We start from the raw sequence: 25,954 nt of genomic DNA, 5'->3' as shown, positions 1-25,954 counted from the left end.
TAAAATTGTTTATTGGCTATCATACAAAACTATACAAACTATATCTTACGAATTTGTCGAAGAAAATCGGCTGCTTCTTCCGGATAGATTGGATTGATGAAAAATTCACTACCTAATTCAAATCCTGCAAGGAAAGAAATCCTTGGTAGAATTTCAATGTGCCACCGGTAATCGACTTCTACTGCAGTCATATACTCACGTCGAGAACTACGAAGCGGAGCTGTCTGCAGAACAAGATTATAGTCTGGATTTTCTAAGCCTTTTTTCAATCGCTTCAAAAGATTTTGAAGAATATCGCTTAAAAGCATGATCTGATTATCGTCAAGAGCAGAAAAATCCAAGGAAGAGAATTTTGGCATTATCCAAGATTCAAATGGGAAGCGGCTTGCCCATGGGCAAAAAGCTACAAAAAAAGAGTTTTCTAAAACAATCCTTTTCCCATTTCTCAGTTCCTCATATAATACGTCGGCAAAAAGGCTTCTTTCTTTCATTTCAAAATGCCTTTTAGCCTGCTCAATTTTTTCCTTAACTTCGCGAGGGACTATGGGCAAGGCTATCAATTGAGAATGCGGATGAATGATTGTAGCCCCGGCCATCCTGCCTTTGTTCTTAAAGATGAGAATATAGCGAAAGCGAATATCTTGTTGTAAATCAAGAATCCTCTCCCTATAGGCTTTTAGTACTAATGAAATGCCTTCAACTGTTTGATCGGCAAGCTCGACTGTTGGATCGGGATTTTCGATGATGACTTCATGAGCACCTATCCCATTCATGCGATCAAACATTCCAATACCCTCGGCTTGGAGATCGCCTTCAATACGTAAAGCGGGATACTTGTTGGGGACAACGCGAACAATCCAACCAGGGGAGTCGGAGGGACTATCCTTAGGTCTAAAAGCGAAAACTTCATGAGGAGTGAGTTTTTCTTTCCCCCAAGAAAAGGCATCGAAAATTTCTCTATGATTGTTTTGAGTCACTACAGTGTATTCTACAGGCCTTTGTTTTCTTTCAGGAGAAAAAACGACCCATCGATTTGGCACAAAAGGATCTTTACGAAGTTCTGGCATAAAGTTAATTATTTCATCTTTGCTTCGGTAATTTCCGAAAAAAGATACCCATTATGTTAACTGCAAACTGTATCGTTATGTTTTTTTTGATTTTATTCTGGCATAAATGCACTTCTTTTTTTTGTATCAATGGGTGGCGCATAGGGGCAAGAACAAAATGGATTGCAGTGGTATAGTATAGTCTACAATTGGCTTAAAGAACCAACTCTCTTTTATTACATAACAGAAACAATAGTGATGAAATTTGAAGTCATTAAAGAGGTAGCGGGTTCGAAGGCTAGGTTAGGAAGGCTATTTACTCCGCATGGGGAAGTGGCAACTCCCTGTTTTATGCCTGTAGGAACAGCAGCGACTGTCAGAGCGGTTTTCCCAAAAGATCTAGAAAAAGATGGCGTCCAGATGGTTTTGGCCAATGTCTATCATCTAAGTCTTCGCCCTGGAATCCAGATCATTAAGGAGGCAGGAGGACTTCATAAATTCATGGGATGGGAAGGAGCGATTCTTACTGATAGTGGAGGATTTCAGCTCTTTAGCCTCTCTTCTTTCTGTAAAATTTTACCCGAAGGGGTACGATTCAAATCCCCGATTGATGGTTCTTCATTGTTGCTGACTCCTGAATCGGTAATCGATGCTCAAATTGAACTGGGAGCCGATATTGTAATGAGTCTTGATCATTGCCCGCCTTGGTCTTCTAAGGAAAAGGATTTAGTTGAGGCCACTCGACGGACGATATGTTGGGCTAAAATGGGTAAAGAGCGCTGGGAAAAGCATTGGGGGACTGAAATGGTAGAACGTTCTACAAACCCTTTGCTCTTTGGCATTGTTCAAGGAGGCACTAAGAAAGAATTGCGTCAGTATTGCTTTGAAGAACTTTTGAAAATAGGGTTTGATGGATTTGCCATTGGCGGTTTAAGCGTTGGAGAGCCGCAAGAGGAAAGCCTCAAGACTATCGAAGCCCTTAGCCCTTTTATGGATAGTTCCTATCCAAAGTATGTCATGGGGATGGGCCATCCATGGCAAATCATCCAGATGGTGGATTTAGGTATAGATCTTTTTGATTGCGTATTACCTACTAGGCTAGCCAGACATGGATCAGCCTACGTTGAGGAAGGAATCCTCCATTTAAAAAATGCCAGCTTTAAAAAAGATGGATTACCTATAGAGGAAAAATGTTCCTGTTATGCTTGTCGAAAATTTAGTAGAGCCTATATCCATCATCTGTTAAAATCTCAAGAAATTCTTGGTATAATGCTCTTGTCTATGCATAATCTCTCATTTTACAACAGATTGATGAAGGAAATGAGACTATCCATTGGCAATGGACAATGGATGGATTTGTTAACTAGATGGAGAAATAAAAAGATAACAAAGTAAATTTAAAACGAAGAGAAATTCTATGAAAAGTAATGTTGAATTCTGGTTTAGTATGGCGCCACCTCCTCTCCCGCAACCCCATGGTCGCCCAGGGGCCAACCAGCAAGTTCCAGAAGGCCCTCCCCCAATGACCTTTTTTGTAACGACGATTCTCATATTTGGAATCTTCTATTTTCTGCTTATTCGGCCTCAGCAGAAACAAAAAAAAGAACAAGAAAAGCTCATTGCCAGTCTTGAAACCGGGGACAGAGTGATTACTTCTGGAGGCATTTTAGGAGTAGTGACTAATGTCAAGGAAAAAACCGTTGTCATTCGGGTCGCTGAAAATGTCAAAATTGAAGTATTGAAAAGTGCTCTGACCACCGTAACGAAAACTGTAAAAGAAGAACCAAAAGAAACAAAAGAATCGAAGGATGCCAAAGGTAAAACTGGATGAGTGATTGTTTGCTTATCAAAAAAAGAGATTTGCAAAAGCTCCCAAAGATTAGGACTGTTTATATAAATGATTGTGGGGAGCTTATTTTGAAATTTGATAAGGGGTATTAGTAAAATGCTATTTTTTTCTTTTGCTACGGCCCTTTTTTTCCTTATTACCCTCATCTGGTATTTTACTGCCGTCGAGGACAGAATCAAAAGATGGGTAGGATTGGCTTCTACTCTTTCGATTCTCTTTAATGCAATATTTTCCCTTTTCCCGCTAGAAAAAAAGATAAGGCTTGGGCTCGATCTAAAAGGAGGAACAGCTTTCTTGCTAGAACTCCAAGGCGAACCCACTCCCGGGGCGCTCGATCAGGCTATCGGGGTCATTCGCAAGCGGGTTGACAAGTTTGGTCTTTCTGAACCAATTATTCAACCGGTAGGCAAACGGCGAATCAGCGTGCAAATACCCGGCCTATCCGAATCAGAGAAGGCTGCGGCCAAAGAACAGCTTTCCAAAGTCGCTAAACTGGAATTTAGGCTAGTGCATCCTGACTCGGATAAGATGATAGCCGCCATCCAATCTGGACAAGAAAAAATCCCTCCTGGCTATGAGATTCTTCCTTTTTCTCAAGAGATATCAAAAGGGAATAAAACGGAAGCATGGATCCTTGTAAAGAAAAGGGAAGAGATGGGAGGGAAGTATGTCAAACGGGCTTTTAGAGGATTCGACGAAGTAGGACGACCTACCGTGGTGATCGAATTCAATGAGGCAGGGGCAAAGAGATTTGGTGAGATCACCTCAAATAATATAGGTAAAAGGTTAGCCATTGTCCTAGATGGGGAAGTGAAAAGTGCGCCTGTTATCCAAACGGCTATTTTTAAAAGCGCCGTCATTTCTGGTGGGAATATGAGTCCCAAAGAAGCGGAAGATCTTGCCAGTGTTCTTGAAAATCCGCTTGAGACCCCCGTGAAGATTTTAGAAGAAAGGGGAGTGGATCCCTCTCTTGGGAGAGATTCCATAGTCAGCGGCATCAACGCCGCCCTAGCTGCCTTTGCTTCTGTAGTCCTTTTTATGGTTTTTTATTATAGGCTTGCAGGACTGGTTTCCATCATTGCCTTATTAGTCAATCTCCTCTTGCTTTTGGGATTACTGGCTCAGTTTCATTTTACCCTGACTCTGCCAGGGATTGCGGGTATTATTTTGACTATAGGCATGGCGGTTGATGCGAATGTGCTTATTTATGAACGGATTAGAGATGAGCTTGAGGTAGGAGTTCCTGTCAGGCAAGCCATTTTTATTGGCTTCAATAAGGCTTTTAGTGCCATTTTTGATTCTAATGTTAGTCTGATTATTCCATCGGTTATTCTCATGGAGCTTGGGAGTGGCCCATTACAGGGATTTGCTGTAACTCTCGTTCTTGGTATCGTTGCCAATCTTTTTGCTGCTCTTGTCTTGAGTCGTAATGTGTTTGAATGGCTTTTGTCTTGGGGGATGCTAAAGAAACTTTCCATGATGAAATTCCTGCATAAACCAAATTTTGATTTTATAAAATTCAGTTGGCTGACGGTCCCAGCGGCTGCTATGCTACTGATAGTAGGAATGTCTACTTTCTTTTTGAGAAGCGGGGAGCTTCTTGGAGTTGATTTTGCCGGAGGCGATGCTCTAACGGTTTCCTATAAGGAAATGATTCCAGTAGCTCGCGTCAGAGAGGTTTTAGAAGAAGCAAAAATCCATCCAAGCTTACTGCAGTATGCTAAAGAGTCCAAGCAGCTTATCTATCAAGTTCGTTATGGGGAAGGGGAAAAAAGTGTCGGTGTACTTAAAGAAAAATTTCCACAAGCTGGCTTTAGTCTATCAAGAATGGATAGTGTGGGTCCGGTGGTTGGCGAGGAACTTAAAAATCGAGCGGCTTTAGCCCTTTCCTTAGGTCTATTAGCCATTCTCCTTTATGTATCTTTCCGTTATGAATGGTCTTTTGCTTTGGCTGCTGGCATTGGACAGCTCCATGATGTGTTGCTAGCCATAGGTCTTATGGCCATATTTGGTAAGGAATTTGACATGTATTTAATTGGCGCTTTTTTAACGATTCTTGGCTATTCGATTAACGAAAAGATCGTTATTTCTGATAGAATTCGGGAAACATTGAAATATAAAAGCAGTTTGACATTCAAAGAAATTATTAATGAGGGTATTAACAAAACCCTTGCTCGGACAATTATGACTGGAGGCACGGTAGTGTTAGCGACCGTATCGATGCTTCTCCTTGGAGGCCCAGTGATTTCTGTTTTTTCCTTAGCCATTTTGATTGGGGTGCTTGGGGGAATGTTTTCTTCTCATTTTATAAGTCCAGCTCTGCTGTACTGGTTTCATCGACTAACTGAGAAGAGAGGGAAAAAGATTCCTATTCAACCGCAAGCCGTTTAACAACCCTTCAGTCTTAAGAAAGAGAAAGATGTTCTACCCAACAATAGGTTCTGTTCCTTATCTTAATGCCAAGCCTTTAATCTATGGACTTAATAACCACATTGAGTTTGCAACCCCTGCTCAACTTTCTCTGATGCTCAAAGAGGGAAAAGTTGATGTGGCTCTCTGTCCGGTTGGAGCATCGCTGATTGAGGGATGGAGCTATTTTGTTGATGGCATAGGCATTGTAGCCGATGGAAATGTCTATAGTGTCATACTGGTCAACGATAAACCTTTAGATGCCTTGCAAACAGTTAGTGGCGACTGTGAAAGCCGTAGTTCGATGCTGCTTCTACGGGTTATTTTTGAATGTTTCTTCGATAGACCACTCCGGTTTGTTTCTGCACACGAGAGAGCAGATGGTTTTCTTTTGATTGGAGACAAGGCTTTACAGTATCGTAAAGAACATCCAGAAAGAACGGTGATTGATCTGGGTGGCCTTTGGAAAAAATTGACCGGTCTACCCTTTGTCTTTGCGCTGTGGACGATCAGAGCCGACTATAAGGAGAAACAAAAGATAAAAGAACTTTTAACCCAAGCCAAAGAAAGAGGCTTAGCTTCCATAGAAAAAATCGCTCAATCCCCACAAGAGATTACCTACTTGACCCAATTCATTCGTTATGAAGTTAAGGGAAAAGAAAAAATGGGCATTGAAGAGTTTTCTAAAAAATTGATACAATTAAGGTTAATCAAAGAGGTTAATCCTTTTCATTGGGTATGAATACGATGGAATATGGTGCCGCTGAACAGTTGATAGATGAGGTCAGAAGAAAAATAGAGAATTTTGAAAGAATAAATTTTGAAGAAGCTAGATCGCTTTATTTCCTTCCCTTAGCGGAGCTTGGGATGTTGGCTGATTTAAGGAGAAAGCAGATCAAATCCTCAGCATATGGTGGGAAGGGGGCCGAAATTGTAACCTATATTATCGATAGGAACATTAATTATACCAATGTATGCACGACCTATTGCAAATTTTGTGCCTTTTATCGAACACTCAAAGATCCTGATCATTATGTGCTTTCTATAGAGCAAATTGAAGAGAAAATTAAGGAATTGGAGGCTATTGGAGGGGTTCAGATCCTTTTACAGGGAGGCCATCATCCAGCTCTAGGCATCGATTATTATCTGGATTTGCTTTTTTCTATCCGTAAAAAGTTTCCCCACATTAATATTCATGGGTTTTCGCCTCCTGAGTTTCTTCACTTTTCCAAAATCTTTCGTCTTCCTGTAGAGGAGATTATCAAGCGGTTCATGGAAGCCGGACTTGGCTCCATACCTGGTGGTGGAGGGGAAATTCTTGTTGATTCTGTCAGAAAAAAAATTGCTCCTTTAAAATGCTCTTCAGAAGAATGGTTGGGAGTCATGAGAACGGCGCACCGTCTCGGTTTAAAATCTAGTGCGACGATGATGTTTGGGCATGTAGAAGAGCTGGAGGATCGGTTGGAGCATCTTGAAAAAATCAGAAAGCTACAAGATGAAACAAGAGGGTTTACAGCTTTTATCTGTTGGACATTTCAGCCGGAAAATACAAAACTCAAAGCGACAAAAAAAGGACCATCAGAATATTTACGAATGCAGGCGCTGGCTAGAATTTTTCTGGATAATATTGAAAATATCCAATCTTCTTGGGTAACTCAAGGAGTAGAAGTCGGACAAATTGCCCTTTATTATGGGGCCAATGATTTTGGCAGTGTGATGATGGAAGAAAATGTCGTTTCTTCGGCGGGAACCACCTATAGAACTACTGTAAAAGAAATCGAAGAAGCCATTACTAGCAGTGGATTTAAACCTAAAAGAAGAAATAATTGGTATCAGCTTTTGAATTAATCTTTGGAAAAGGTCTCTAGTTGCGATTTGCCTTGCAATGGATGATAAAAATATTCAACAGAAGGCCTTTGGGCTGCTTCTTTATCAGAAAGTACAATGGGTAAAAGAACGGACATAGAGTCGATTTTAGTGATCGGCAGTGGGCCCATTGTGATTGGGCAGGCTGCCGAATTTGATTATTCTGGGGTTCAAGCTTGCAAGGCGTTGAAAGAGGAAGGGTTCAGGGTAATCCTCATTAACAGCAATCCGGCGACCATCATGACTGACCCTGAGTTTTCTGACAAAACTTATATTGAGCCTATCACTGCCGATTTTCTAGAGAAGATCATCAGGTTGGAAAAACCCAATGCCATACTGCCGACTTTAGGAGGACAAACCGCTTTGAATGTAGGCGTGGAGCTTGCTCAAAGGGGAATTTTAGAAGAGCTTGGCATAGAAATGCTTGGAGCGAATGTTCAAGCTATAAAGAAGGCCGAAGACAGGCAGCTTTTTAAGGAGGAAATGCTTCGGATCGGTCTGGACGTACCCCAATCGGGTATTGCCAGAAACATAGAAGAAGCAAAAGCGGTCGCGGCACAAATTAATAGGTATCCTTTGATTATTAGGCCTGCTTTTACTCTGGGTGGTCAGGGCGGAGGGATCGCCTATAACCGGGAAGAATTCGAGACCATAGCTGCACGGGGGTTAAGTGTTTCTCCTATCGGCGAAATTCTGATTGAAGAAGGCTTGGTGGGGTGGAAAGAGTTTGAAATGGAGGTGATGCGGGATAGCAAGGATAGCTGTGTGCTGATATGTTCAATAGAAAATCTTGATCCAATGGGAGTTCATACCGGGGATAGTATTACAGTAGCCCCTGCTCAAACTCTAAGCGATGAGGAGTTCCAAAAGATGCGGGATTGGTCTTTTGCTGTTATTAGACAAATTGGGGTAGAGACTGGAGGATCTAACATCCAGTTTGCCGTTGATCCGAAAACCGGAAGAATGGTTGTCATTGAGATGAACCCTAGGGTGTCCCGTTCTTCTGCGTTGGCCTCTAAAGCAACGGGATTTCCTATAGCCAAAATTGCGGCTAAACTTGCTATTGGCTATACGCTCGATGAATTGCCCAACGATATTACAAAAAAGACCTTAGCCTGCTTTGAACCCGCCATCGACTACGTAGTCGTCAAAATCCCTCGGTTTACTTTTGAAAAGTTTCCAGAAGCTGATCCGACTCTAAGCTCCTCGATGAAAAGTGTTGGAGAGGTGATGGCTATTGGAAGAACCTTCAAGGAGGCGCTGCAGAAAGCCTTAAGATCCTTAGAGATTGGTGCATTTGGGATTACCGGGGGCATCCATGGACATGATCAGTTGCTTTCCGAAGAACAAATTCGATATTTTCTGCTCACTCCTCGAGCGGAACGGATTTTTTATATTCGTCATGCTTTTCGCTGCGGAATGGATATAAAAACCGTAGCTTCTCTAAGTGGGATTGATCCATGGTTTCTTAGTCAAGTGGAAGAACTTGTCAGAGAAGAACAAAAATTAAGGACTAGCCATGACCCCTCTTTATTGCTTGAAGCAAAGATGGATGGTTTTTCTGACAGACAACTTGCTCATCTCTGGAACCTTTCCGAAGAAGAGGTTAGAGCTTTAAGAAAAAGGCTCAATTGTCTTCCTTCCTATCGATTAGTTGACAGTTGTGCGGCTGAATTTGAAGCTTCTACCCCTTACTATTATTCCACTTACGAACCGGGGCAGAGTGAACTAATAAAGGCCGAAGACAAAAAGAAAATCATCATATTAGGAGCTGGACCGAATAGGATTGGGCAAGGAATCGAATTTGATTACTGTTGTGTTCATGCTTTGATGGCTTTGCGAGAGCTTGGCTATAGAACTATCATGATCAATTCAAATCCTGAAACCGTTTCTACCGATTATGATAGCTCTGATGAACTGTTTTTTGAGCCGCTCACCACCGAAGACGTTCTCCAAGTTTACGAACGAACGAAGGCAGCTGGGGTGATCATACAGTTTGGGGGACAAACCCCTTTGAACCTTTCCTTGTCATTAAAAAAAGCTGGCGTAAAGATTCTTGGTACATCGGTTGAATCCATTGAGATGGCTGAAGATAGGAGGCTTTTTTCCAGGCTAATTGCAAAACTTGGGCTGCGCCAGCCGCAAAGCCGGATTATTTCAAATGTAGAAGAATCCATTGAAGCTGCAAAAGCAATAGGCTATCCAGTGCTTTTGCGTCCTTCTTATGTATTAGGGGGAAGGGCGATGCATATCGTTTATACAGAGAATGATCTTGTGAGATTTGTGGAAGAGGCTATCGAGGCTGCACCAGATAAGCCAGTCTTACTTGATCATTTTTTAGAAGACGCCATAGAAGTGGATATCGATTGTGTTAGTGACGGTGAAGATGTCTTTATTGGGGCTATTTTGGAGCATGTGGAATTGGCTGGGGTCCATTCCGGAGACAGTGCCTGTGTGATTCCACCTTTCAGTCTTTCAGAACCCATTAAAGAAGAAATTCGACAGACAGTTTATTTGTTAGCCCGGGAATTAAAGGTCTTGGGGCTGATGAACGTACAGTTTGCTGTGCAAAAAAACAATCTTTACGTGCTAGAGGTTAATCCGAGGGCCTCTCGGACCGTTCCATTCATAAGCAAGGCAATCGGAATCCCTCTGGCTAAGTTGGCGACTCAAGTGATTATGGGAAAAAAGCTAAAAGACCTTGGATATGTTGGCGCTGAGATTACCCCTTCTTATTTCTGTGTCAAAGAAGCGGTTTTCCCATTTGATCGGTTTGCTGGGGTGGATATCCTGCTTGGTCCAGAAATGAAATCCACTGGGGAAGTCATGGGAATAGATGATGATTTTGGGATTGCTTATGCTAAAACCCAGATTGCTTTGAATGCGCCCTTGCCGCTGCGAGGAAAAGTTTTTATAAGTGTCCGCGATCAAGATAAAAAAGATGGGATTGAGATTGCCCGTGCCCTTAACAAGCTTGGTTTTGAAATTGTAGCTACAGAAGGTACAGCCCGTGCACTAAACGAAGCCGGGGTAGCATGCATGAAACTCTATAAGCTATCCGAAGGCAGACCGAATGTATTGGATCTGATCAAAAACGGGGAGATAGCGCTTGTAATCAATACTCCTTCTGGTCCAACGGCAAGAAAAGACGAGATTCGAATAAGAACTACCTCACTTTATAGTAAAATTCCTGTCATGACAACTATTGCCGCCGCTCGTGCAACAGTCGAAGCGATCCGATCGCTCCAGTCCAGAGAAATCCATGTGAAAGCTCTGCAAGAGTATCATTATGGCTTGTCAACCGCTAGATGAATTTTTCCTATGAAGGGAAATAGTAAGAGAGCTTTTATTATGTATTATATTTTTAGAACTACCCCTTCTTTTGCCTTTTTGCCTTTGAGAATAGCCCTTGGCCTTATTTTTTTTGCTCATGGATCTCAAAAGCTCTTTGGATGGTTTGGTGGCAAAGGTCTAGAGGCAACGGCGTTGAGTTTTACTGAAAAATTTCATTTGGTTCCAGGTATCCTTTGGGCATCATTGGCTGGCGGAGGAGAATTTCTTGGAGCAATCCTTCTTTTCCTGGGCCTAGCTACGCGTCTTGCCGCTTTCAATTTGGTCCTAATTATGAGCGTTGCCATTCTTGTCGTGCATAGGCATGCTTTTTTTGTGCATGATGGAGGGATGGAATATGCATTGAGTCTTTGGGCGGGGTCTTTGTCTTTAGTAGTTGGAGGTGGGGGCTTTTTTTCCCTGGATCGACAAATCTCGCGCAGGATTGGTGGAGCCGAATAGTTAAAAGTTCTAAAAAAAACGAAGCATGAGACGCAGTTTTTTTTTGTCCTTTTTTATGGCACTAGTGGATACGTCATATTCCGCGGTTTTCTTCTGTTGCCCCACCATTTTATTCTTCAGCTCATTTATCTGACCATTGGCGCCCTTTTTGTCTTCGGTTATTCTGTAGGCTCTTATTTGAAATCCCACTACTATTTTCATTATGTGAACTGGATCATGTCCATATCCAGTCTTTGGATGCCTGCAGTCGTCTATTTATTCATAGGAATATGCCTGGTAGACATTAGTCGGCCATGGCTCCCTGCGCCAGTCCGCTCTTTTTTTGTTGGTAGAGAATGGATGATTGGGCTGGGGATTGTGGGAGCCGTCAGTCTGATTTTGATCAAGGGTTATGTCAATACCTTAAATATTGAGCTTAAAAAATTGGAGCTTGTCATTAAGAAACAAAGTCTACATCCCTTCTTAAGATTAGTGGTGGCTTCGGACATACATGCAGGAGGAACAATTGGTAAAAGAAGGCTTTCAAGAATATGTAAAAAAATTCAGTCCCTTCAGCCTGATCTTATTCTTCTTCCAGGAGATTTGCTTGATGGCAGTAGAACAGTGCTCGAAAAGGAAGGGCTAGATAAGATTTTTATGAGCCTTTCTGCTCCTTATGGAGTCTATGGCTGTATTGGAAATCATGAGTGTTTTTACGGTTCCGATAGCCTTGCCTCTTTTCTTGAAAAATGCGGTTTTACTATTCTCAAAGATGAAATAAAAAGAGTCGATCAGTTTTTATACATTGTGGGTAGAAATGATAGGGCGGTGGAAGTCCTGGAAGGCAAAGAAAAAAGAAAACCACTGAAGATCATTCTTCAAGGAATAGATAGATCCAAAACTATATTTGTGATGGATCATAGGCCGACAGCTATCGAAGAGGCCGTTGAGAATCAAGTCGATCTGCTTGTTTGTGGACATACGCATCAAGGACAATTTTGGCCAATCAATCTTATTGTGAAGAGAATTTTTTCTTTTAGCTACGGATACCAAAAAATAGGCTCGACACATGTGGTTGTCACCAGAGGGGCGGGGACTTGGGGACCTCCTGTAAGGGTTGGACAGCGATCGGAGGTGGTACTGCTGGAGATTCAGTTTAGAGAAAAATAAACTAGTCTTTTGGTTGGAAGGATCAGAAGAATATCCGAAGGCTTCCTTGTATCCAGAAAGGAAGTTGTGGAGTGATAAAATCATAATTGAAAGATCTTGCACTAATAAAGCCGGGAGCACCCGGAGCCCAGTATTTTTCGTCCGTAAAATTGTAAAAATAAAGGCTTATTTCCCATTTTGAGGTGGTATAGAAAATCCGTGCATTGAGCGTATACCATGAGGGGATTCTAACGGTATAGTCATAATTTAAGAATTGCCCACTTTGAACAATAGTCCAGAGTGAAAATCCTAGGCCTTTTTCAGATTGATAAGTTATGACCGTGTTGGCGTAGTTTCTTGGAAATCCAATAAAGGGGTAATTGAGAGGAGCGAGAAAAACGTATGGATCCACGCGTAAACCGAGTTGATCAGCTATGTTGGAAGGATAAGGCTGAGTAGTCAAAGGACCAATAGGAGAGCCAATCCAATCTTCATGGGCATCAATGAATGCATAGCCAACATTGATAGAAAGATTGTGCAGGGGTGTCCAAATAGCTTGTAGTTGGCTGCCTTTGAGATAGGCTTGGGTGGTGGCTACCGATCCTTGTGGAAGCACATAGGCGGGAATGAATCCGTCTTGATAAAATCCCGAAAGATCGATCGACACTTTGTCTTTATAGAGGTTAAATTTCGTGCCGATTTCGAAGTATTGATTGGTTAGATGATAATAGGTTGAAGTAAAGTCTGGAGCGAAGCTCCCAAAGGCACTAGGAAAAGGGTTTTGGCCGAAAAAATAGGTAAAATGGGAATTCATCCAAGAGAAAGGATCATAAGTGAGGCTCATAGAAAGTTGAGGCAGAATAGCGGTCATGTTATTTTCTAAAAACAATGGCAGAGGAGTACCTGGAGGACTAGAGGCGTGTACGGAATAAAAATCGGCCCGTCCTCCAAAAATAAGGCTGCATTTTTCGCTCAGATCAATCTTATGTTGATAAAATGGGGAAAGTTTATAAAAAGTCGAAGCGGTTGTTACAAAATTATGGGAATTATAATAAAAACCAGGATAGCCAGGAACAGGAATGTCAGTGAGGTAAGGATTGCCAAAGAGCAAGGCTTGATTGTAGGAAACTATTGGAGAAAAAAAAATGTCCAACAAAGGTTTTGTTAGATCCCAGGTATTAACAGGAGAATGCCATACTCCAGAATATTCGTTGTCGCTAAAATAACGAAATTCAAGGCCGCAATCGATACTATTGTGTGTGAACAGATTGCCTATTGGAGCCGAGAAATTGAATTGATTTTCTATTCTATCATCAAAATTGTAGCCTGCAGGAAGGACAGTCCAAAAATCGACAGGAATCATTTGATCGATGAACGTGCTATAGTACTCGAAGAGGGAATTGTTGATGATTTTAAAGTTGTCTGAAACTTCCAGAGTTTCTATGAGCTGAGAAACGGCATAAAACTGTTCAGTGCTATCTATAGGATTATTCAGAATATTAGTTCTTGGATCGATGGGGACAGCAGCTCCCCAGTTGACCGCATAGCCTTCCCCAGGAGGAGAAGTGCCTATCCCCTTGTGGAATACCCCGTTTTGGTCGAACCAGCCCGCAAAAGAGCCAGTCAGATAGAGCCTATTATTAATTAGTTCCTGAGTCGGCCGATTGAGACCCGCCGGAGGATTTAAGCTGTTGGAATCGATTTCTCCATTAAAATCGATTGTCAATTTTTCGTAAGGTTTATAACTCAGTGCGAGGTATCCAGACTCTCTTCTTAGATAGGAGCCATAGTAGTAGTTGTAATAGGAAGAGCCATCTTGACCAAAATAGTCAAGCCGATAAGCCAGGTTATTCTTAATTGGTCCTCCAAAGTCTAAATTCCAGAAATTCGTTCCATACATCCCTGCCGTATAGGAAGCCTCTCCTTGGAACCGATCAAAGTAGGGAGATTTGGTTATTTCATTAAGGTATCCTCCAGCCAATTCTTGAGGTCCAAAGATGATATTGGAAGGACCTGTTACCATATCCAGATTTTCATCCATATTCGGATTCATTAGAGGCCCAAATTGAGCATCTCTACTGAATCCAACAAGCATGCCATTTCTATATCTTGTTGCTGGCAGTCCCCTTAAGATAGGTTCAGCTTGCGGACTACCGGTCATCTGGGTTTGATTAATGCCTACTTGATAGGCGGAAAGCTCATTGACATTCTGAAAATTAATGGATTCTAAACTCCTTCTGGAAACTATCTGAGCAGTTCGTGTGGTTTCTTCGATCTCTGTTTGATCGCTGGTGGCATCAATAGATTGGTTTTCCTTCGGTTTTTTCGACCGAATACTAGATGGCTGCAGGGGATATTCAGGTGCTATTTCTTCTGGAATGGTAGAAGCCAAGGGACTTAACTTGTCGTTATTTTCACTGGATTGAGCCTGCAGCAAGCAGCTGAAAAAACTGAAAGTGGCAAAAAAGTAGAAAGAAAAATAAAAGTAAGAGCAGCTAGATATTTTTAAAAAGTCTCTTTTGTTTGATAACCTTTTTGCCCCCACTTTTTTTTTTCACCAAAAGTCGACAAAGACTCAACATTATGTAGAAGAACAGACAAGCATATTTTTTTAAGGATCGAAATTCAAAACACAAATTGTTTTCTTGTATAGAAAAAAATAGCAATAGCTAAAAAGAAGATCCCAATGCAGAGATGTTTTTGATCGAGTGGATGGAAATTTTTTTTTCGTATAAACTCTTTCCAAGAATGGCTCCATAGAGGCCTTTTATCTTTTGAAGTTCCTCCACATCTCTAAGACAACCTATTCCCCCAGAAGCAAAAACAGGCAAAAAACTATTTTGTACTAGTTTTTGAGTGCCCTTGATATCGGGTCCTTCTAGTGTTCCATCCGTCATGACGTTCGTATACAATAAGAAACCAGCACCAGATTTTTCCAATATTTTTACAAAAGTTTCAATTCGGTAACGGCTTTCTTTCGTCCAACCTTCCATTAAAATTTGACCATCCTTTGCATCGATCGCTGCTACAATTCTTTCGCTACCTACCGCTCCAGAAATTTTTTCTAGAAAGCTTGGATCAGAAAGAAGTCGGCTACCGATGACCACTCTTTGAGCGCCACTTTCAATTGCTTTAAAGACATCATTTTCTGTGCGCAACCCCCCCCCGTATTGGATAGGTAAGTGAGTACATTTCGCTATTTTTTCTAAGATCAAAAGTTGTTTTGGTTTGCCTTCAAAGGCTCCTTCTAAATCAACTATATGTAGCCCGTCGGCTCCTTGTGCTTGCCATAACTGGGCAGTTTGGAGAGGATCCGATGAATAGACTTTCAGAGCCTCCAATTTCCCTTGTCTTAACCGGACGACTTGTCCTTTATAAAGGTCAATGGCAGCATAGATTTTCATGGGACTCTTAGATCGTAACTAAAGGTCTGTGGATTGTTGAGTGGATCAAAAAATTTTTTAGAAGTTGGATCCCTTTCTTATGGCTTTTTTCAGGATGGAATTGAGTAGCTAGAAGATTTCCTCTAGCGATGGCACTGGCAAATGGTACAACATAGGTTGTTTGCAAAAGAATAATCTCTTTTTGAACGACTTCGGGATAATAGCTATGCACAAAATAAAAGTAATCACCAGATGATATCCCTTCCAAATACTCTGATTTTTCCAACACTTCTACCGAATTCCACCCGATATGAGGTACTTTTTCTTTGCTTTCAGGGAATCGGACAACTTTTCCTTTAAAAATACCGATTCCTTTGGCACCCTTAGATTCCAAACTTTCTTCAAAGAGAAGTTGATACCCAAGGCAAATACCCAAAAAGGGTAAATCCTTGGATATCCAACGCTTTAGGAAGGGGAGGAACCCTTTAGCCTCTAGTCCTCTGATTCCGTCTCCAAAAGCTCCTACTCCAGGGAGGACGATTGCAAGAAAATTATAATGGTTAGGAGGATAAAAGAGCCTTTCTACTTTACAAGATAAGGATTCAAATGCTTTTTCGACACTCTGAAGGTTGCCCATGCCATAATCGATAATCCCAATGGGAAGCACTGGTTGAGTTTTCTGTTCGAATCTATTTTGCAATTCTTTACGTTTTTTTCTATCAATTCTGTATAATAGTAAATGAAAAACAAATTTTTTTTTTATGACCCTTTTTTTTACCAAAATGGATGGGGCGGGTAATGATTTTATTCTGCTTGACAACCGCCAAGGATTCCTGAGTTTGGATGCTTCTTCTATAGCTTATCTCTGTGATCGTCATAGAGGGATTGGAGCTGATGGCATTTTGCTTGTTGAATGGGCAGACAAAGAAGGGCTCCGAATGGTTTATTTTAATGCAGATGGCAGTCGCGCAAGCTTCTGTGGAAATGGTGCTAGATGTTTTGCTAGGTTTGCATTGGAAACAGAACATAAAAACGTAGCTTGCGGAAGACTGTCTTTTTTGACGGATTGTGGGAAAGTCGAGGCTTGGGTTGAGGGAGAAAGGGTGAAGATAACAATGCCTTCTGCGAAAAACTTCAGGATAGATTTGCCAATTAGCCTTAACGACCGCACGCTTATCGGCCATACAATCGATACTGGTGTCCCCCATGTTGTAATTTTTGGAGATTATGAAAAATGGCCAGAAGCTGCTCTTCAGGCTTTGGGCTCTGAAATTAGATGGCATAGTGCATTTCAGCCGGAAGGAACGAATGTGAATTTTGTCTGGAAGGCAGGAGAGCGATCGATAAAAGTAAGGACTTATGAACGGGGGGTGGAAGGAGAAACACTGGCTTGCGGATCTGGAGTTACGGCTTCGGCTCTTATTTCTAGTGTGATCCTAGGCATGGATTCGCCAATCGAAGTTTTCGTTCGTAGCGGGCAGAGATTGCAGGTGCATTTTAGAAGAACTGAAAAGGGCTTTGAGGAGGTCTTTCTTGAAGGTCCTGCCAAAAAAGTCTTTGTTGGGCAAATAGAATTGCCTTAAAAAAGAGTACTATGAAAATTCAAGGAACCTATACGGCTATTATTACCCCATTTCATAATGGGCAGATTGATAGAAAAGCTTTAGAGCGTCTGTTAGAATTTCAAGTCGAAAATCGTGTCGATGGGATAGTTCCTGTTGGGACAACGGGAGAATCGCCAACGCTTTCCTATGAAGAGCATATCGAGCTGATCCGCTGGTCTGCAGAAATTGTGGATAAACGTATAAAGATTTTTGCTGGTACTGGATCAAACAGTACAGCTGAAGCCATTCACCTTACCAAAGAAGCTGAAAAAATAGGGGTTGATGGCGTTCTCTTAGTTTCTCCCTATTATAACCGTCCTTCTCAGGAAGGTCTTTTCCGCCATTTTTCGGCAATAGCTACTTCAACTTCCTTGCCGATTCTCCTTTACAATATTCCTTCAAGATGCGGTGTGGATATTGCTGTAGATACAGTCAAGCGGTTGGTAGAAAAAAATAAGAATATTGTGGGCATAAAAGAAGCTGGAGGGAATGTGGATAGGGTAAGTCAGTTGGTAGAAGGACTTGCTGGGGATTTTTCTATTCTCAGTGGGGATGATGCGTTGACTTTACCTTTCCTGAGTGTTGGGGCAGTTGGAGTAATCAGCGTGGCTTCCAATCTTTTTCCTAGGCCGGTGGCTGCACTCGTACGATTGTTTCTAGAAGGAAAGCCATTTGAAGCCCGTCAGCTCCATCAGAGTCTCTATCCGTTATTTAGGGATTTGATGATTGAAACCAATCCTGTGCCTGTAAAAACAGCATTGGCAATGGAAGGCTTAACGGATCTGGAATTCAGGCTACCACTGGCTCCCCTTCAACCTCAAAATCTTGAGAAATTAAAAACAACTTTATTGCGCACAAAAGAAAAACTAGCAAAAGTAGAACATTTATGGGCTTGAGTGGAAGATGAACCAACAAGGAAGGATAACAAAAATTCTTTTGACAGGGGCACATGGGAAAATGGGACAGACAGTTGTTCAGGCTGCCTCATTAGATCCAGAAGTCAAAATAGTAGGATTGATCGATAAGGAAGACCGGCTAGAAGAAGCTTTGAAGACAGCTGCTGATTGTATCATTGATTTTTCGGTACATCATTTTAGCCGAGAGCTGGTGGAAGCCGCTCTTAGCCATTCTCTTCCCTTGGTTATTGGTACGACAGGGCATACTCCCGAGGAGCTTGAAAAAATAAAAGAAGCTGCTCAAAAAATCCCTATTGTTATGTCTCCTAATTTTTCTTTGGGAGTAAATCTTCTGGAATTGATGGTACACACCGCTACAGTGGTGCTGGGTAAAAGCTATGATAAAGCCATTATTGATATTCATCACAATACCAAACTCGATGCTCCCAGTGGAACAGCAAAAAGGCTTTTTGAAGTCCTCATGGCCGCAGAAAAAATAATTGAAGAGGCTTCTAAAAATTTTGCTTCGGAACAAAAGGTAGCACCAAAACTGCCTCAAATCCATTCCATAAGAGCTGGGACAGTGGTGGGAGTTCATACGGTTTTGTATTGTGGTCCTGGAGAGGTTGTAGAATTAACCCATAGGGCAGAAAACCGGTTCCCTTTTGCTCACGGTTCACTCAAAGCGGCTAAGTGGATAGTCGGTAAACCTCCTGCCATTTATTCTATGAGAGATGTGCTGGGATTGGGTCAATTACAGTAGTCAACTCTTAGATTACTAGCGAGAAGGGACCAATGTGGGCTTGAATTCAAGAAAATATTGATAGGGTAAAAAACGGAACTCTTTGTCAAGACTAAAGCCTGCATGCTGGAAATCTTCCACTACTGCTTGAGCGGATAGTTTTATATGCCTTTTGAATCTTGCAGTGGCTGGGAAAAGCCGCGGAGCATGAGGCTTGATGTCTATGACTGCTATCTTTCCATCTTTCTTGAGTGCCTCAGCTAAGGCTTTGAGATAGTTGGGATTGTGAATATGATGATAGCTATTGCAGAAAAAAATCAGATCCACACTCTGCTTTTCAAGCTCAGGATTGTTTGTGGGCGATTTTCGGACAATAAGATTATTTAAGCCTTCCTTTTTCGCCCGTTTTTTTAAATATTTCACCATTGATAATTCTCTATCCAAAGCTAAGACTTTGCCTTGAGGACCAACAACACGGGCAAATTTTACAGCAAAATATCCAGTGCCAGCTCCAATATCCACAACAGTTTGTCCCGGTTTTAATTGGAGTGCCTGGATAACAGTTTGTGGTTTTTGCCATTTGTCTCTAGAAGGAGCATCAAATTGTCCTGCCCATAAGGCAGGCTCTTTGAACCTATATTCTTCTTGCTCCCTATGCGAAGTAGTGGCGTAGCCAAATTTGAGGAAACCAAAAAATAAAAAGCAAAGGAGCACACAAGAAGATCGTAAAAAAAGAGAGTTCATAGAAAGTCTAAGGGGTATACGAGCTTTTATTTGATCCCAAAAAACTCGGCTCGACACCAACTGACCGCATAATGGACAAGCTCTTCGGTCGATTTGATTTTCAATTTTTCCTTGATTGAACTCCTGTAGGATTCGACAGTTTTAATACTAATATGAAGCTGTTCGGCAATCTGTCTGATGCCAAGGCCTTTACCTATCAGTTGGAAAATTTCAAATTCCCTGTTGCTTAGAAGCTGGGTGGGGTTATTTATTGATTTTTGGTTCTTAGAAGAGATATTGGAAATAATTTCATTAGAGACCCTTGGACTGACTGCTATTTCTCCCCTGGAGACTTTGTAAATGGCCTCGATCAGTTTTTCAACTCCTTCAGTTTTCATTACATATCCTCTTGCCCCTGCTTTCAAAGCCCTTTCTGCATAAATCATTTCATCATGCATCGAAAAAACAAGATTGGAAATATTTGGATAAGCAAATCGAATATCTCGGATCAGTTCTAAACCATTTTTACCAGGCATCGAGAGGTTTATAATGGCTACATCGGGTAGTGTCTTGCCTATCTTTTCAAATCCATCGTAGGCATTGCTAGCTTCTCCACAAACTATAATGTTCTTCTCTTTACTTAGCAGTTGAGCAATTCCTTCCCGAACTATCGGATGATCATCAACAATGAACACTTTAATTTTCTCTGTTCTTGTCTTATTCTTTATTTCCATTATCTCCTCAGACAATAGAAGTTAATTTCAAATTCAGCTATTTTTTTTTTTGATGCTCTCCCTTCTTTGACCATAAAAGATTGATCAAAAAATTCTTCTAATCTTTTTACCCAAAGAAGGTTGCAACTTTGTTTGTTTTTATTTTCATGAAACTAGACATACTATTAAGTATTTAAAGTAGTATAAATGCAACTATGTTATTACAGGAAAATGTGATACAAATTTCTTTTCTTTGACCTTAAAAAGCCATACACTAATTTTTTTCTACGGGAGATATTGCCTAAGGACTTTTTTTTCAGTGGTTTTTTATATGGGAGTAGAAGGAAAAGAGTTTCTTTGAGTTTCGGCGGCAACTGGAATAGAAGGCAAAGTGGCGTGAGGGAGGGGATGGTTGTGGTGGCCGACCGCTGGTTTCCCTCCAGCAAGAACTGTTCAACTTGCTGGACGGTGCAGGAAAAAATGCCGCTGGCTGTTTGCGAGTGGCGATGTCCGGACTGTCGACAGCCTCGGTGAAGCAGGAAGTCAGCTTCGAACCTGTGTTAGTAGAATTGAGTAAGTCTAACGAAATGGAACGCTGAATAAAAAATAAAAGCCATTTTTGATTTGCAGTGTGATAAACTTAAGGATTTAGATGAGAATTGTTATTGGAATCACAGGGGCTAGTGGGGCTATATATGCCCAACGATTACTCCATTTCCTATCATCGACCGAACATGAAATCCATGTTATCATAAGCAATCGTGGCAAACAGGTGATCGGTCTGGAATTAGGCAGAAATCTTGAAATTCCTAAAAAATTTGGCTTATACAGTGATAACACAATGGATGCACCCTTTGTCAGTGGTTCATCCAGATTCGATGCTATGGTTATTATTCCCTGCTCAATGGGTACGGTTGGTCGTATTGCTCAAGGAATTTCTAATTCAACAATCACTCGCAGTGCAGACGTGTTCTTAAAAGAAAGAAGAAAGCTCATCTTGGTTATTCGAGAAACCCCCCTCCATTTGATCCATCTTCGCAATTTGGCCGCTTTAACTGAAGCCGGCGCCTTAATCTTACCAGCCTGCCCCTCTTTTTATGGTCTTCCCTCCACCATCGAGGAGCTTGTTGATTCGGTCAACGCCAGGGTATTGGATCATCTTGGTATAGAAAATTCTTTGTCAGTCCGCTGGAGAGAGCATTGCTAGAGATAAGGAGAGGGGCCTTTGAAAAGCTACTGGGTCAAGCTGAAAAATCTTCTTGAGCTTGTAAAGTTTTCTCACACCCTTTTTGCCCTGCCTTTTGCCTTGAGTTCCATGATGGTCGCTGCCAGGGGGTTGCCTTCCTTAAGGACGTTGATTGGCATTCTGTTCTGTATGATAGCCGCTAGGACAATGGCTATGGCCTTCAATCGTTATCTTGATTGGGAGTACGATAAACAAAATCCAAGAACCCAGAATAGATCAAAATTGGCGACCAAAAGAGAAGTTCTCTTCTTAGGGATCATTTCTCTAGTAATTTTTGAAATCAGTGCAGCCTCGCTAAATTTCCTTTGTTTTGCCTTATCGCCTGTGGCTGCTTTTTTGATCGTATTCTATTCTTTTACTAAACGGTTTAGTCCTTATTCTCATGCCGTACTTGGAGTCTGCCTTAGTCTTGCCCCTCTTGGGGCATGGGCTGCAGTCAAAGGCTCTTTTAGCAGCATGCTTCCGTTTTTGCTTTCTTTAGCTGTCTTTTTCTGGACTTTTGGTTTTGATATCATTTATGCTTTGCAGGATGTGGAATTTGATAGGCGCTTTGGTTTATATTCGTTGCCGGCTCAATTTGGAGAAGATTTATCATTAAAAATAGCGGCTCTTTTACATTTTCTGGCATGGATAGGATGGGTTTTTTTTGGATTCATCGGAGGACTGCGATGGCCTTATTGGATAGCCCTTGGAGTGGTTGGTTGCATTCTTGGCTCTGAACATGTGATGAGCAGAAAAAGAGAGCAAGCGAAGATAGAAAAAATATTTTTTGAACTCAATGCTTGGATTAGCGTGTTTATTTTTATAGGAATCCTTCTTAGTATTGGAATACAAGCATATGGAAAGCATTGAGAGAAACTATAGAAGATTGTTGGATCAGTCGATTCGCCTAGGGTTAACAGATGTCCTAGAGAAGGTTAATGAGGGACATAGACTAAATTTTAAAGATGCCCTCCGTCTTTACCAAAGCGAAGATCTCAATTTCTTAGGAGCACTTGCTGATAGTGTTGCAACAAAAAAGAATGGAGAGCGGGTCAGTTATATTCTGAACCGCTACCTGAACTATTCAAACATCTGCATTTTAAGCTGTCAATTCTGTGCCTTTTATAGGCGGGAAAACCAACCTGGATCCTTTACTGAATCAATAGAGCAACTTGTTAATGAAGCAGAAGAAGCAGCAATAAATGGCGCAACAGAACTGCATTGTGTCGGTGGGCTGCATCCAAAACTTCCCTACTCCTATTATCTTGAGTTAGTCCGTGCTATTAAACAAAGAGTTCCTCAAATGATGATGAAAGCTTTCACGGCCGTAGAAATAAGGCATTTAGCAAAAAGAATTGCCAAAAAACCTATTGTGGAAGTCCTTCATGATCTTGCATCAGCAGGCCTGGATGCTTTGACAGGAGGCGGAGCTGAGATATTTGATCCCGAGGTACGCCATCAAATCTGTTTAGGGAAGGAGTCGGCTGAGGAATGGATGGAAGTTCATCGCCTTTGGCATAATCTTGGGAAAAAAAGTACCGCTACGATGCTTTTTGGCCATGTGGAAACATTCCCCCAGCGTATAGATCATTTGTTTAGGCTTAGGGATCTGCAAGAAGAAACGGGCGGATTCTGTGCCTTCATTCCTTTTGCCTTCGAACCAGCCAATACGAAACTAAGTCATATTCGAAAGGCATCCAGTGTCGATTTTTTGAAGACGATCGCGCTCAGTAGGCTTTGTTTGGATAACTTTGACCATATTACTGCCTACTGGATTAGTTCTGGCATGGCGATAGGAGAACTCGCTTTAAATTTTGGAGCGGATGATTTACATGGTACGATCGATAAAGAAAAAATATTCCACATGGCTGGAGCCAAAACACCGCCAGGACAAACGGTTGAGGCCCTAAAAAAGGCCATTGAAAATGCTGGCAAACTCCCCGTCCGTCGGGATACCTATTACCGTATCATTGAACCGATTCCTTTGCGAAAGCCTGAAAATGGTTCTTCCAACCCATCTAAAGTCAAGATCAAGAGTAATAAGGAAATACTCCGGAAAATCCCTTAGCTTTTGTTTGCAAGAAATTACTTGTAATGGTATTATGTAATAAAAAAAAATTATTTATCTTCTTATGTCTAAACCTTCGATGCCATTTCCAAAAATGAAAAAAAATACGTCCTCAAGAAGGAATGATCCATCGAAAAACGAACCAGGGGGAGAATCGAATTGGAAAGGGTTTCTTTTTTTTCTAGTATCCATTCTTTTTGTGGTCCTTGCTTATTATGTGAGTGTCAATCAGGGGCCAGGGATAGAACAGAAATCCCTTCCTCAATTAACCCGACTTTTGGACCAAGGAAGGGTAAAGTCCTTAGTGTTTATTCGAGATACTTCTACAGGTCAGACTTTTCTGGAGGGAAGGTATACACGACCTGCAGGGCCTACAGAAAACGCTGAAATTATTGTCCCTTTTAGAACTGTTGTCGATTTGGAGTTTAATAGAGACTTAAAACAATTTCTTGCCTCCAAAGGCTTTCCAGAGATTGATGTCAAAGTCATTCATAATTTTTGGGGACAGGCTTTTTTAAGTGTGTTGCCTTTTTTGCTCTTTATATTGGCTCTCTATTTTCTTTTTCGCCAACAGATCCGGATGGCTGGGAGAGGTGCCTTTAGTTTTGGAAAGAGTCGAGCCAGACTTTTAAGTGGTGGTAAAACCAAGGTCACTTTTAAAGATGTAGCTGGAGTAGAAGAGGCAAAAGAGGAGGTCCAGGAATTAGTAGAATTTCTCAAGGATCCGAAGAAGTTTCAAAAACTTGGAGGAAGAATTCCTAAAGGGGTTCTAATGGTTGGCCCTCCAGGCACAGGCAAGACCCTCTTAGCAAAAGCTATTGCGGGGGAAGCGGATGTTCCTTTTTTCAGTATCAGTGGTTCAGACTTCGTTGAAATGTTTGTGGGGGTTGGGGCTTCGCGAGTTCGTGATATGTTCGAGCAAGCCCGGCGTCATGCACCTTGTATTGTGTTCATTGATGAAATTGATGCCGTAGGGCGAGCCCGTGGCACTGGACTGGGAGGCGGTCATGATGAAAGAGAGCAGACATTAAATGCTCTTCTTGTTGAGATGGATGGTATCGAATCGCAAGAAGGAGTCATTGTCATTGCGGCAACGAATAGAAAGGATGTTCTGGATCCTGCGTTGTTGCGGCCAGGAAGATTCGATCGGGAAGTACGCGTCAATCTTCCTGATATTCGTGGACGAGAACAGATTCTTAGGGTGCATGCACAGAAAATTAAGCTTTCTAAGAGTGCTGATCTTACCGCTCTGGCAAGGGGAACTCCAGGATTTTCAGGGGCCGAACTGGCTAACTTAATAAATGAGGCGGCTCTTATTGCAGCTAAGAAAGGCAAAGAGAGCGTCGATCAGCCTGATTTAGAAGAGGCCAGAGATAAGGTTAGATGGGGGAAGGAACGGAGGAGTCTTGCGATGAGTGAAGAAGAGCGGAAGACTACCGCTTATCATGAGGCGGGGCATGCCCTACTTAATGTCCTGTTGGAAAATACAGATCCTATCCATAAAGTTACAATCATACCCAGAGGACCGGCTCTTGGTGTAACGATGATGCTTCCGGCTTCTGATAAATACAATGCCCGAAAGAAAGAGGTTCTTGATGATCTTTGTGTGGCAATGGGAGGAAGGGTGGCTGAAGAGGTATTTCTTGGAGATATTTCCAGTGGGGCCAGTGGGGATATTCGCCAAGCCACATGGTATGCTCGTAAGATGGTTTGTGAATGGGGAATGAGTGAAAAACTGGGGATGGTTCATTATTCCGATGACTCTTCAATGGTTTTCCTTGGTAGAGAACTGGGAACTGCTAGGGGGTATAGTGAAGCGACTGCGCGTGCTATTGACCATGAAGTCCAACATTTTATCCAGACAGCTTACGAAAAAGCTAAAAGGATCATTCTTGAGCATAAAGACAAAGTAGAAGCATTAGCTCAGGCCCTTCTCGAATATGAGACACTCAACGCCGAGCAGGTTATTGAGATTGTTAAAACCGGGAAGATGACTAATCCTCCACCAAAAAATACACCATCTTTACCCTCGAACAATGTGGCTGAGTCGATGCAGAATCCTACTCGAGAAGAAGAAGCAAGAAAAAATGATGGGCTCTTACCTGGGCTTGAAGGAGCTCCCGCTTAATTGTTGATAGGGAAGGAGGATAAGCTGAACTGATAATCAGTACAGCATCATAGGAGCTTCCTGTACAGGGAAGGAAGAAATCTTTTCTTTATTCATCAGCCAACAGCGTCGCGCGCAAGACCCCCTTCCTTTAGGCATGGGGAGGAGTGTTGTTACTCTCGCTTCGCAAAATAGGATAGTATGTGAAGTATGAGGAGGACAATCCGATTGTTTCTAGAACCTACAACCAAACAGGCTCAAATCCTCTTGCGCATACTCCCTGAGTACACTGATTGTTTCAACGCTGTCTGTGCTGTTGGCTGGCAGAAGCGTTGCAAGAACGGTGTGAAATTGCATCACGAGACGTACTGGACACTCCGTACTGAGCATCCGGATATGC

21 protein-coding genes and 1 pseudogene are annotated in these 25,954 nt (G+C 41.9%); 16 read left to right on the top strand and 6 right to left on the bottom strand.

The window, feature by feature from the left end; all coding sequences use genetic code 11:
• Positions 1 to 38: 38 nt before the first annotated feature.
• A complete protein-coding gene (locus A7Q09_RS03785; protein WP_134389971.1) occupies positions 39 to 1,067 on the bottom strand; it encodes a DUF4931 domain-containing protein in 1,029 nt (342 codons plus the stop codon).
• 237 nt (positions 1,068 to 1,304) lie between these two features.
• Between A7Q09_RS03785 and tgt the strand changes: the two genes are divergently transcribed.
• The 8 genes from tgt to A7Q09_RS03745 all read left to right on the top strand — a co-directional run bounded on the left by tgt (position 1,305) and on the right by A7Q09_RS03745 (position 12,111).
• The gene (gene tgt / locus A7Q09_RS03780; RefSeq protein WP_208526677.1) at positions 1,305 to 2,441 is read left to right on the top strand and encodes a tRNA guanosine(34) transglycosylase Tgt; all 1,137 of its coding nucleotides are present in this window, start codon (positions 1,305 to 1,307) and stop codon (positions 2,439 to 2,441) included.
• A 22-nt stretch (positions 2,442 to 2,463) separates the two neighbouring features.
• Positions 2,464 to 2,877 carry a preprotein translocase subunit YajC gene (gene yajC, locus A7Q09_RS03775; RefSeq protein ID WP_134389970.1) on the top strand — a complete coding sequence of 138 codons (414 nt, stop codon included), beginning with the start codon at positions 2,464 to 2,466 and terminating at the stop codon, positions 2,875 to 2,877.
• A gap of 114 nt (positions 2,878 to 2,991) precedes the next feature.
• The gene (gene secD, locus A7Q09_RS03770; protein WP_134389969.1) at positions 2,992 to 5,286 is read left to right on the top strand and encodes a protein translocase subunit SecD; all 2,295 of its coding nucleotides are present in this window, start codon (positions 2,992 to 2,994) and stop codon (positions 5,284 to 5,286) included.
• A gap of 28 nt (positions 5,287 to 5,314) precedes the next feature.
• Positions 5,315 to 6,046, top strand: coding sequence for a menaquinone biosynthesis protein (locus A7Q09_RS03765; protein WP_134389968.1), 732 nt, complete (start codon positions 5,315 to 5,317; stop codon positions 6,044 to 6,046).
• The gene (mqnC, locus tag A7Q09_RS03760) at positions 6,043 to 7,152 is read left to right on the top strand and encodes a cyclic dehypoxanthinyl futalosine synthase (RefSeq protein ID WP_134389967.1); all 1,110 of its coding nucleotides are present in this window, start codon (positions 6,043 to 6,045) and stop codon (positions 7,150 to 7,152) included. The genes A7Q09_RS03765 and mqnC overlap by 4 nt, the downstream gene beginning before the upstream one ends.
• A 96-nt stretch (positions 7,153 to 7,248) precedes the next feature.
• Positions 7,249 to 10,482, top strand: a complete 3,234-nt coding sequence (carB, locus tag A7Q09_RS03755; RefSeq protein WP_134389966.1) for a carbamoyl-phosphate synthase large subunit — start codon at positions 7,249 to 7,251, stop codon at positions 10,480 to 10,482.
• Positions 10,483 to 10,491: 9 nt separating this feature from the next.
• On the top strand, positions 10,492 to 10,962 hold the full coding sequence (locus tag A7Q09_RS03750; RefSeq protein ID WP_134389965.1) for a DoxX family protein: 471 nt from the start codon (positions 10,492 to 10,494) through the stop codon (positions 10,960 to 10,962).
• A gap of 177 nt (positions 10,963 to 11,139) precedes the next feature.
• Entirely contained in the window at positions 11,140 to 12,111 is a 972-nt protein-coding gene (locus A7Q09_RS03745) for a metallophosphoesterase (RefSeq protein ID WP_244228498.1), read from the top strand.
• 22 nt (positions 12,112 to 12,133) lie between these two features.
• On the opposite strand, the gene A7Q09_RS03740 is transcribed toward A7Q09_RS03745, so the two are convergent.
• The 3 genes from A7Q09_RS03740 to hisH form a co-directional block, all read right to left on the bottom strand.
• A complete protein-coding gene (locus tag A7Q09_RS03740; protein WP_244228496.1) occupies positions 12,134 to 14,635 on the bottom strand; it encodes a TonB-dependent siderophore receptor in 2,502 nt (833 codons plus the stop codon).
• Between the two features lie 124 nt (positions 14,636 to 14,759).
• Positions 14,760 to 15,494: a HisA/HisF-related TIM barrel protein gene (locus A7Q09_RS03735; protein WP_134389963.1), complete on the bottom strand. Its 735-nt coding sequence runs from the start codon at positions 15,492 to 15,494 to the stop codon at positions 14,760 to 14,762.
• Positions 15,495 to 15,501: 7 nt separating this feature from the next.
• Positions 15,502 to 16,173 carry an imidazole glycerol phosphate synthase subunit HisH gene (gene hisH, locus A7Q09_RS03730; protein ID WP_134389962.1) on the bottom strand — a complete coding sequence of 224 codons (672 nt, stop codon included), beginning with the start codon at positions 16,171 to 16,173 and terminating at the stop codon, positions 15,502 to 15,504.
• 61 nt (positions 16,174 to 16,234) lie between these two features.
• Between hisH and dapF the strand changes: the two genes are divergently transcribed.
• Genes dapF through dapB form a run of 3 tightly spaced genes read left to right on the top strand, consistent with a single transcriptional unit; the run spans position 16,235 to position 18,736 of the window.
• Positions 16,235 to 17,056, top strand: coding sequence for a diaminopimelate epimerase (dapF, locus tag A7Q09_RS03725; protein WP_134389961.1), 822 nt, complete (start codon positions 16,235 to 16,237; stop codon positions 17,054 to 17,056).
• A gap of 11 nt (positions 17,057 to 17,067) precedes the next feature.
• Positions 17,068 to 17,973 (top strand): 4-hydroxy-tetrahydrodipicolinate synthase, encoded by a 906-nt coding sequence (gene dapA / locus A7Q09_RS03720; protein ID WP_134389960.1) that lies wholly within the window; start codon positions 17,068 to 17,070, stop codon positions 17,971 to 17,973.
• Positions 17,974 to 17,980: 7 nt separating this feature from the next.
• Positions 17,981 to 18,736 (top strand): 4-hydroxy-tetrahydrodipicolinate reductase, encoded by a 756-nt coding sequence (dapB, locus tag A7Q09_RS03715; RefSeq protein WP_134389959.1) that lies wholly within the window; start codon positions 17,981 to 17,983, stop codon positions 18,734 to 18,736.
• A gap of 15 nt (positions 18,737 to 18,751) precedes the next feature.
• On the opposite strand, the gene A7Q09_RS03710 is transcribed toward dapB, so the two are convergent.
• Positions 18,752 to 19,459 carry a class I SAM-dependent methyltransferase gene (locus tag A7Q09_RS03710; RefSeq protein ID WP_134389958.1) on the bottom strand — a complete coding sequence of 236 codons (708 nt, stop codon included), beginning with the start codon at positions 19,457 to 19,459 and terminating at the stop codon, positions 18,752 to 18,754.
• A 26-nt stretch (positions 19,460 to 19,485) separates the two neighbouring features.
• On the bottom strand, positions 19,486 to 20,172 hold the full coding sequence (locus tag A7Q09_RS03705; protein ID WP_134389957.1) for a response regulator transcription factor: 687 nt from the start codon (positions 20,170 to 20,172) through the stop codon (positions 19,486 to 19,488).
• A gap of 631 nt (positions 20,173 to 20,803) precedes the next feature.
• Between A7Q09_RS03705 and A7Q09_RS03695 the strand changes: the two genes are divergently transcribed.
• The 5 genes and pseudogenes from A7Q09_RS03695 to A7Q09_RS10430 form a co-directional block, all read left to right on the top strand.
• Positions 20,804 to 21,358: a UbiX family flavin prenyltransferase gene (locus A7Q09_RS03695; RefSeq protein WP_134389955.1), complete on the top strand. Its 555-nt coding sequence runs from the start codon at positions 20,804 to 20,806 to the stop codon at positions 21,356 to 21,358.
• Positions 21,359 to 21,376: 18 nt separating this feature from the next.
• Positions 21,377 to 22,249 carry a UbiA-like polyprenyltransferase gene (locus A7Q09_RS03690; protein WP_134389954.1) on the top strand — a complete coding sequence of 291 codons (873 nt, stop codon included), beginning with the start codon at positions 21,377 to 21,379 and terminating at the stop codon, positions 22,247 to 22,249.
• Entirely contained in the window at positions 22,236 to 23,447 is a 1,212-nt protein-coding gene (mqnE, locus tag A7Q09_RS03685; protein WP_134389953.1) for an aminofutalosine synthase MqnE, read from the top strand. The genes A7Q09_RS03690 and mqnE overlap by 14 nt, the downstream gene beginning before the upstream one ends.
• 94 nt (positions 23,448 to 23,541) lie before the next feature.
• Positions 23,542 to 25,575, top strand: coding sequence for an ATP-dependent zinc metalloprotease FtsH (gene ftsH / locus A7Q09_RS03680; protein ID WP_244228495.1), 2,034 nt, complete (start codon positions 23,542 to 23,544; stop codon positions 25,573 to 25,575).
• Between the two features lie 189 nt (positions 25,576 to 25,764).
• Positions 25,765 to 25,954 (top strand): annotated as a pseudogene (locus A7Q09_RS10430) (RNA-guided endonuclease TnpB family protein); the annotation flags it as partial.

The organism is Methylacidiphilum sp. Yel, assembly GCF_004421185.1.
Lineage (GTDB): Bacteria > Verrucomicrobiota > Verrucomicrobiia > Methylacidiphilales > Methylacidiphilaceae > Methylacidiphilum.
The sequence above is the reverse complement of the archived record's forward strand: the minus strand, read 5'-3'. Positions and strand labels throughout refer to the sequence as shown.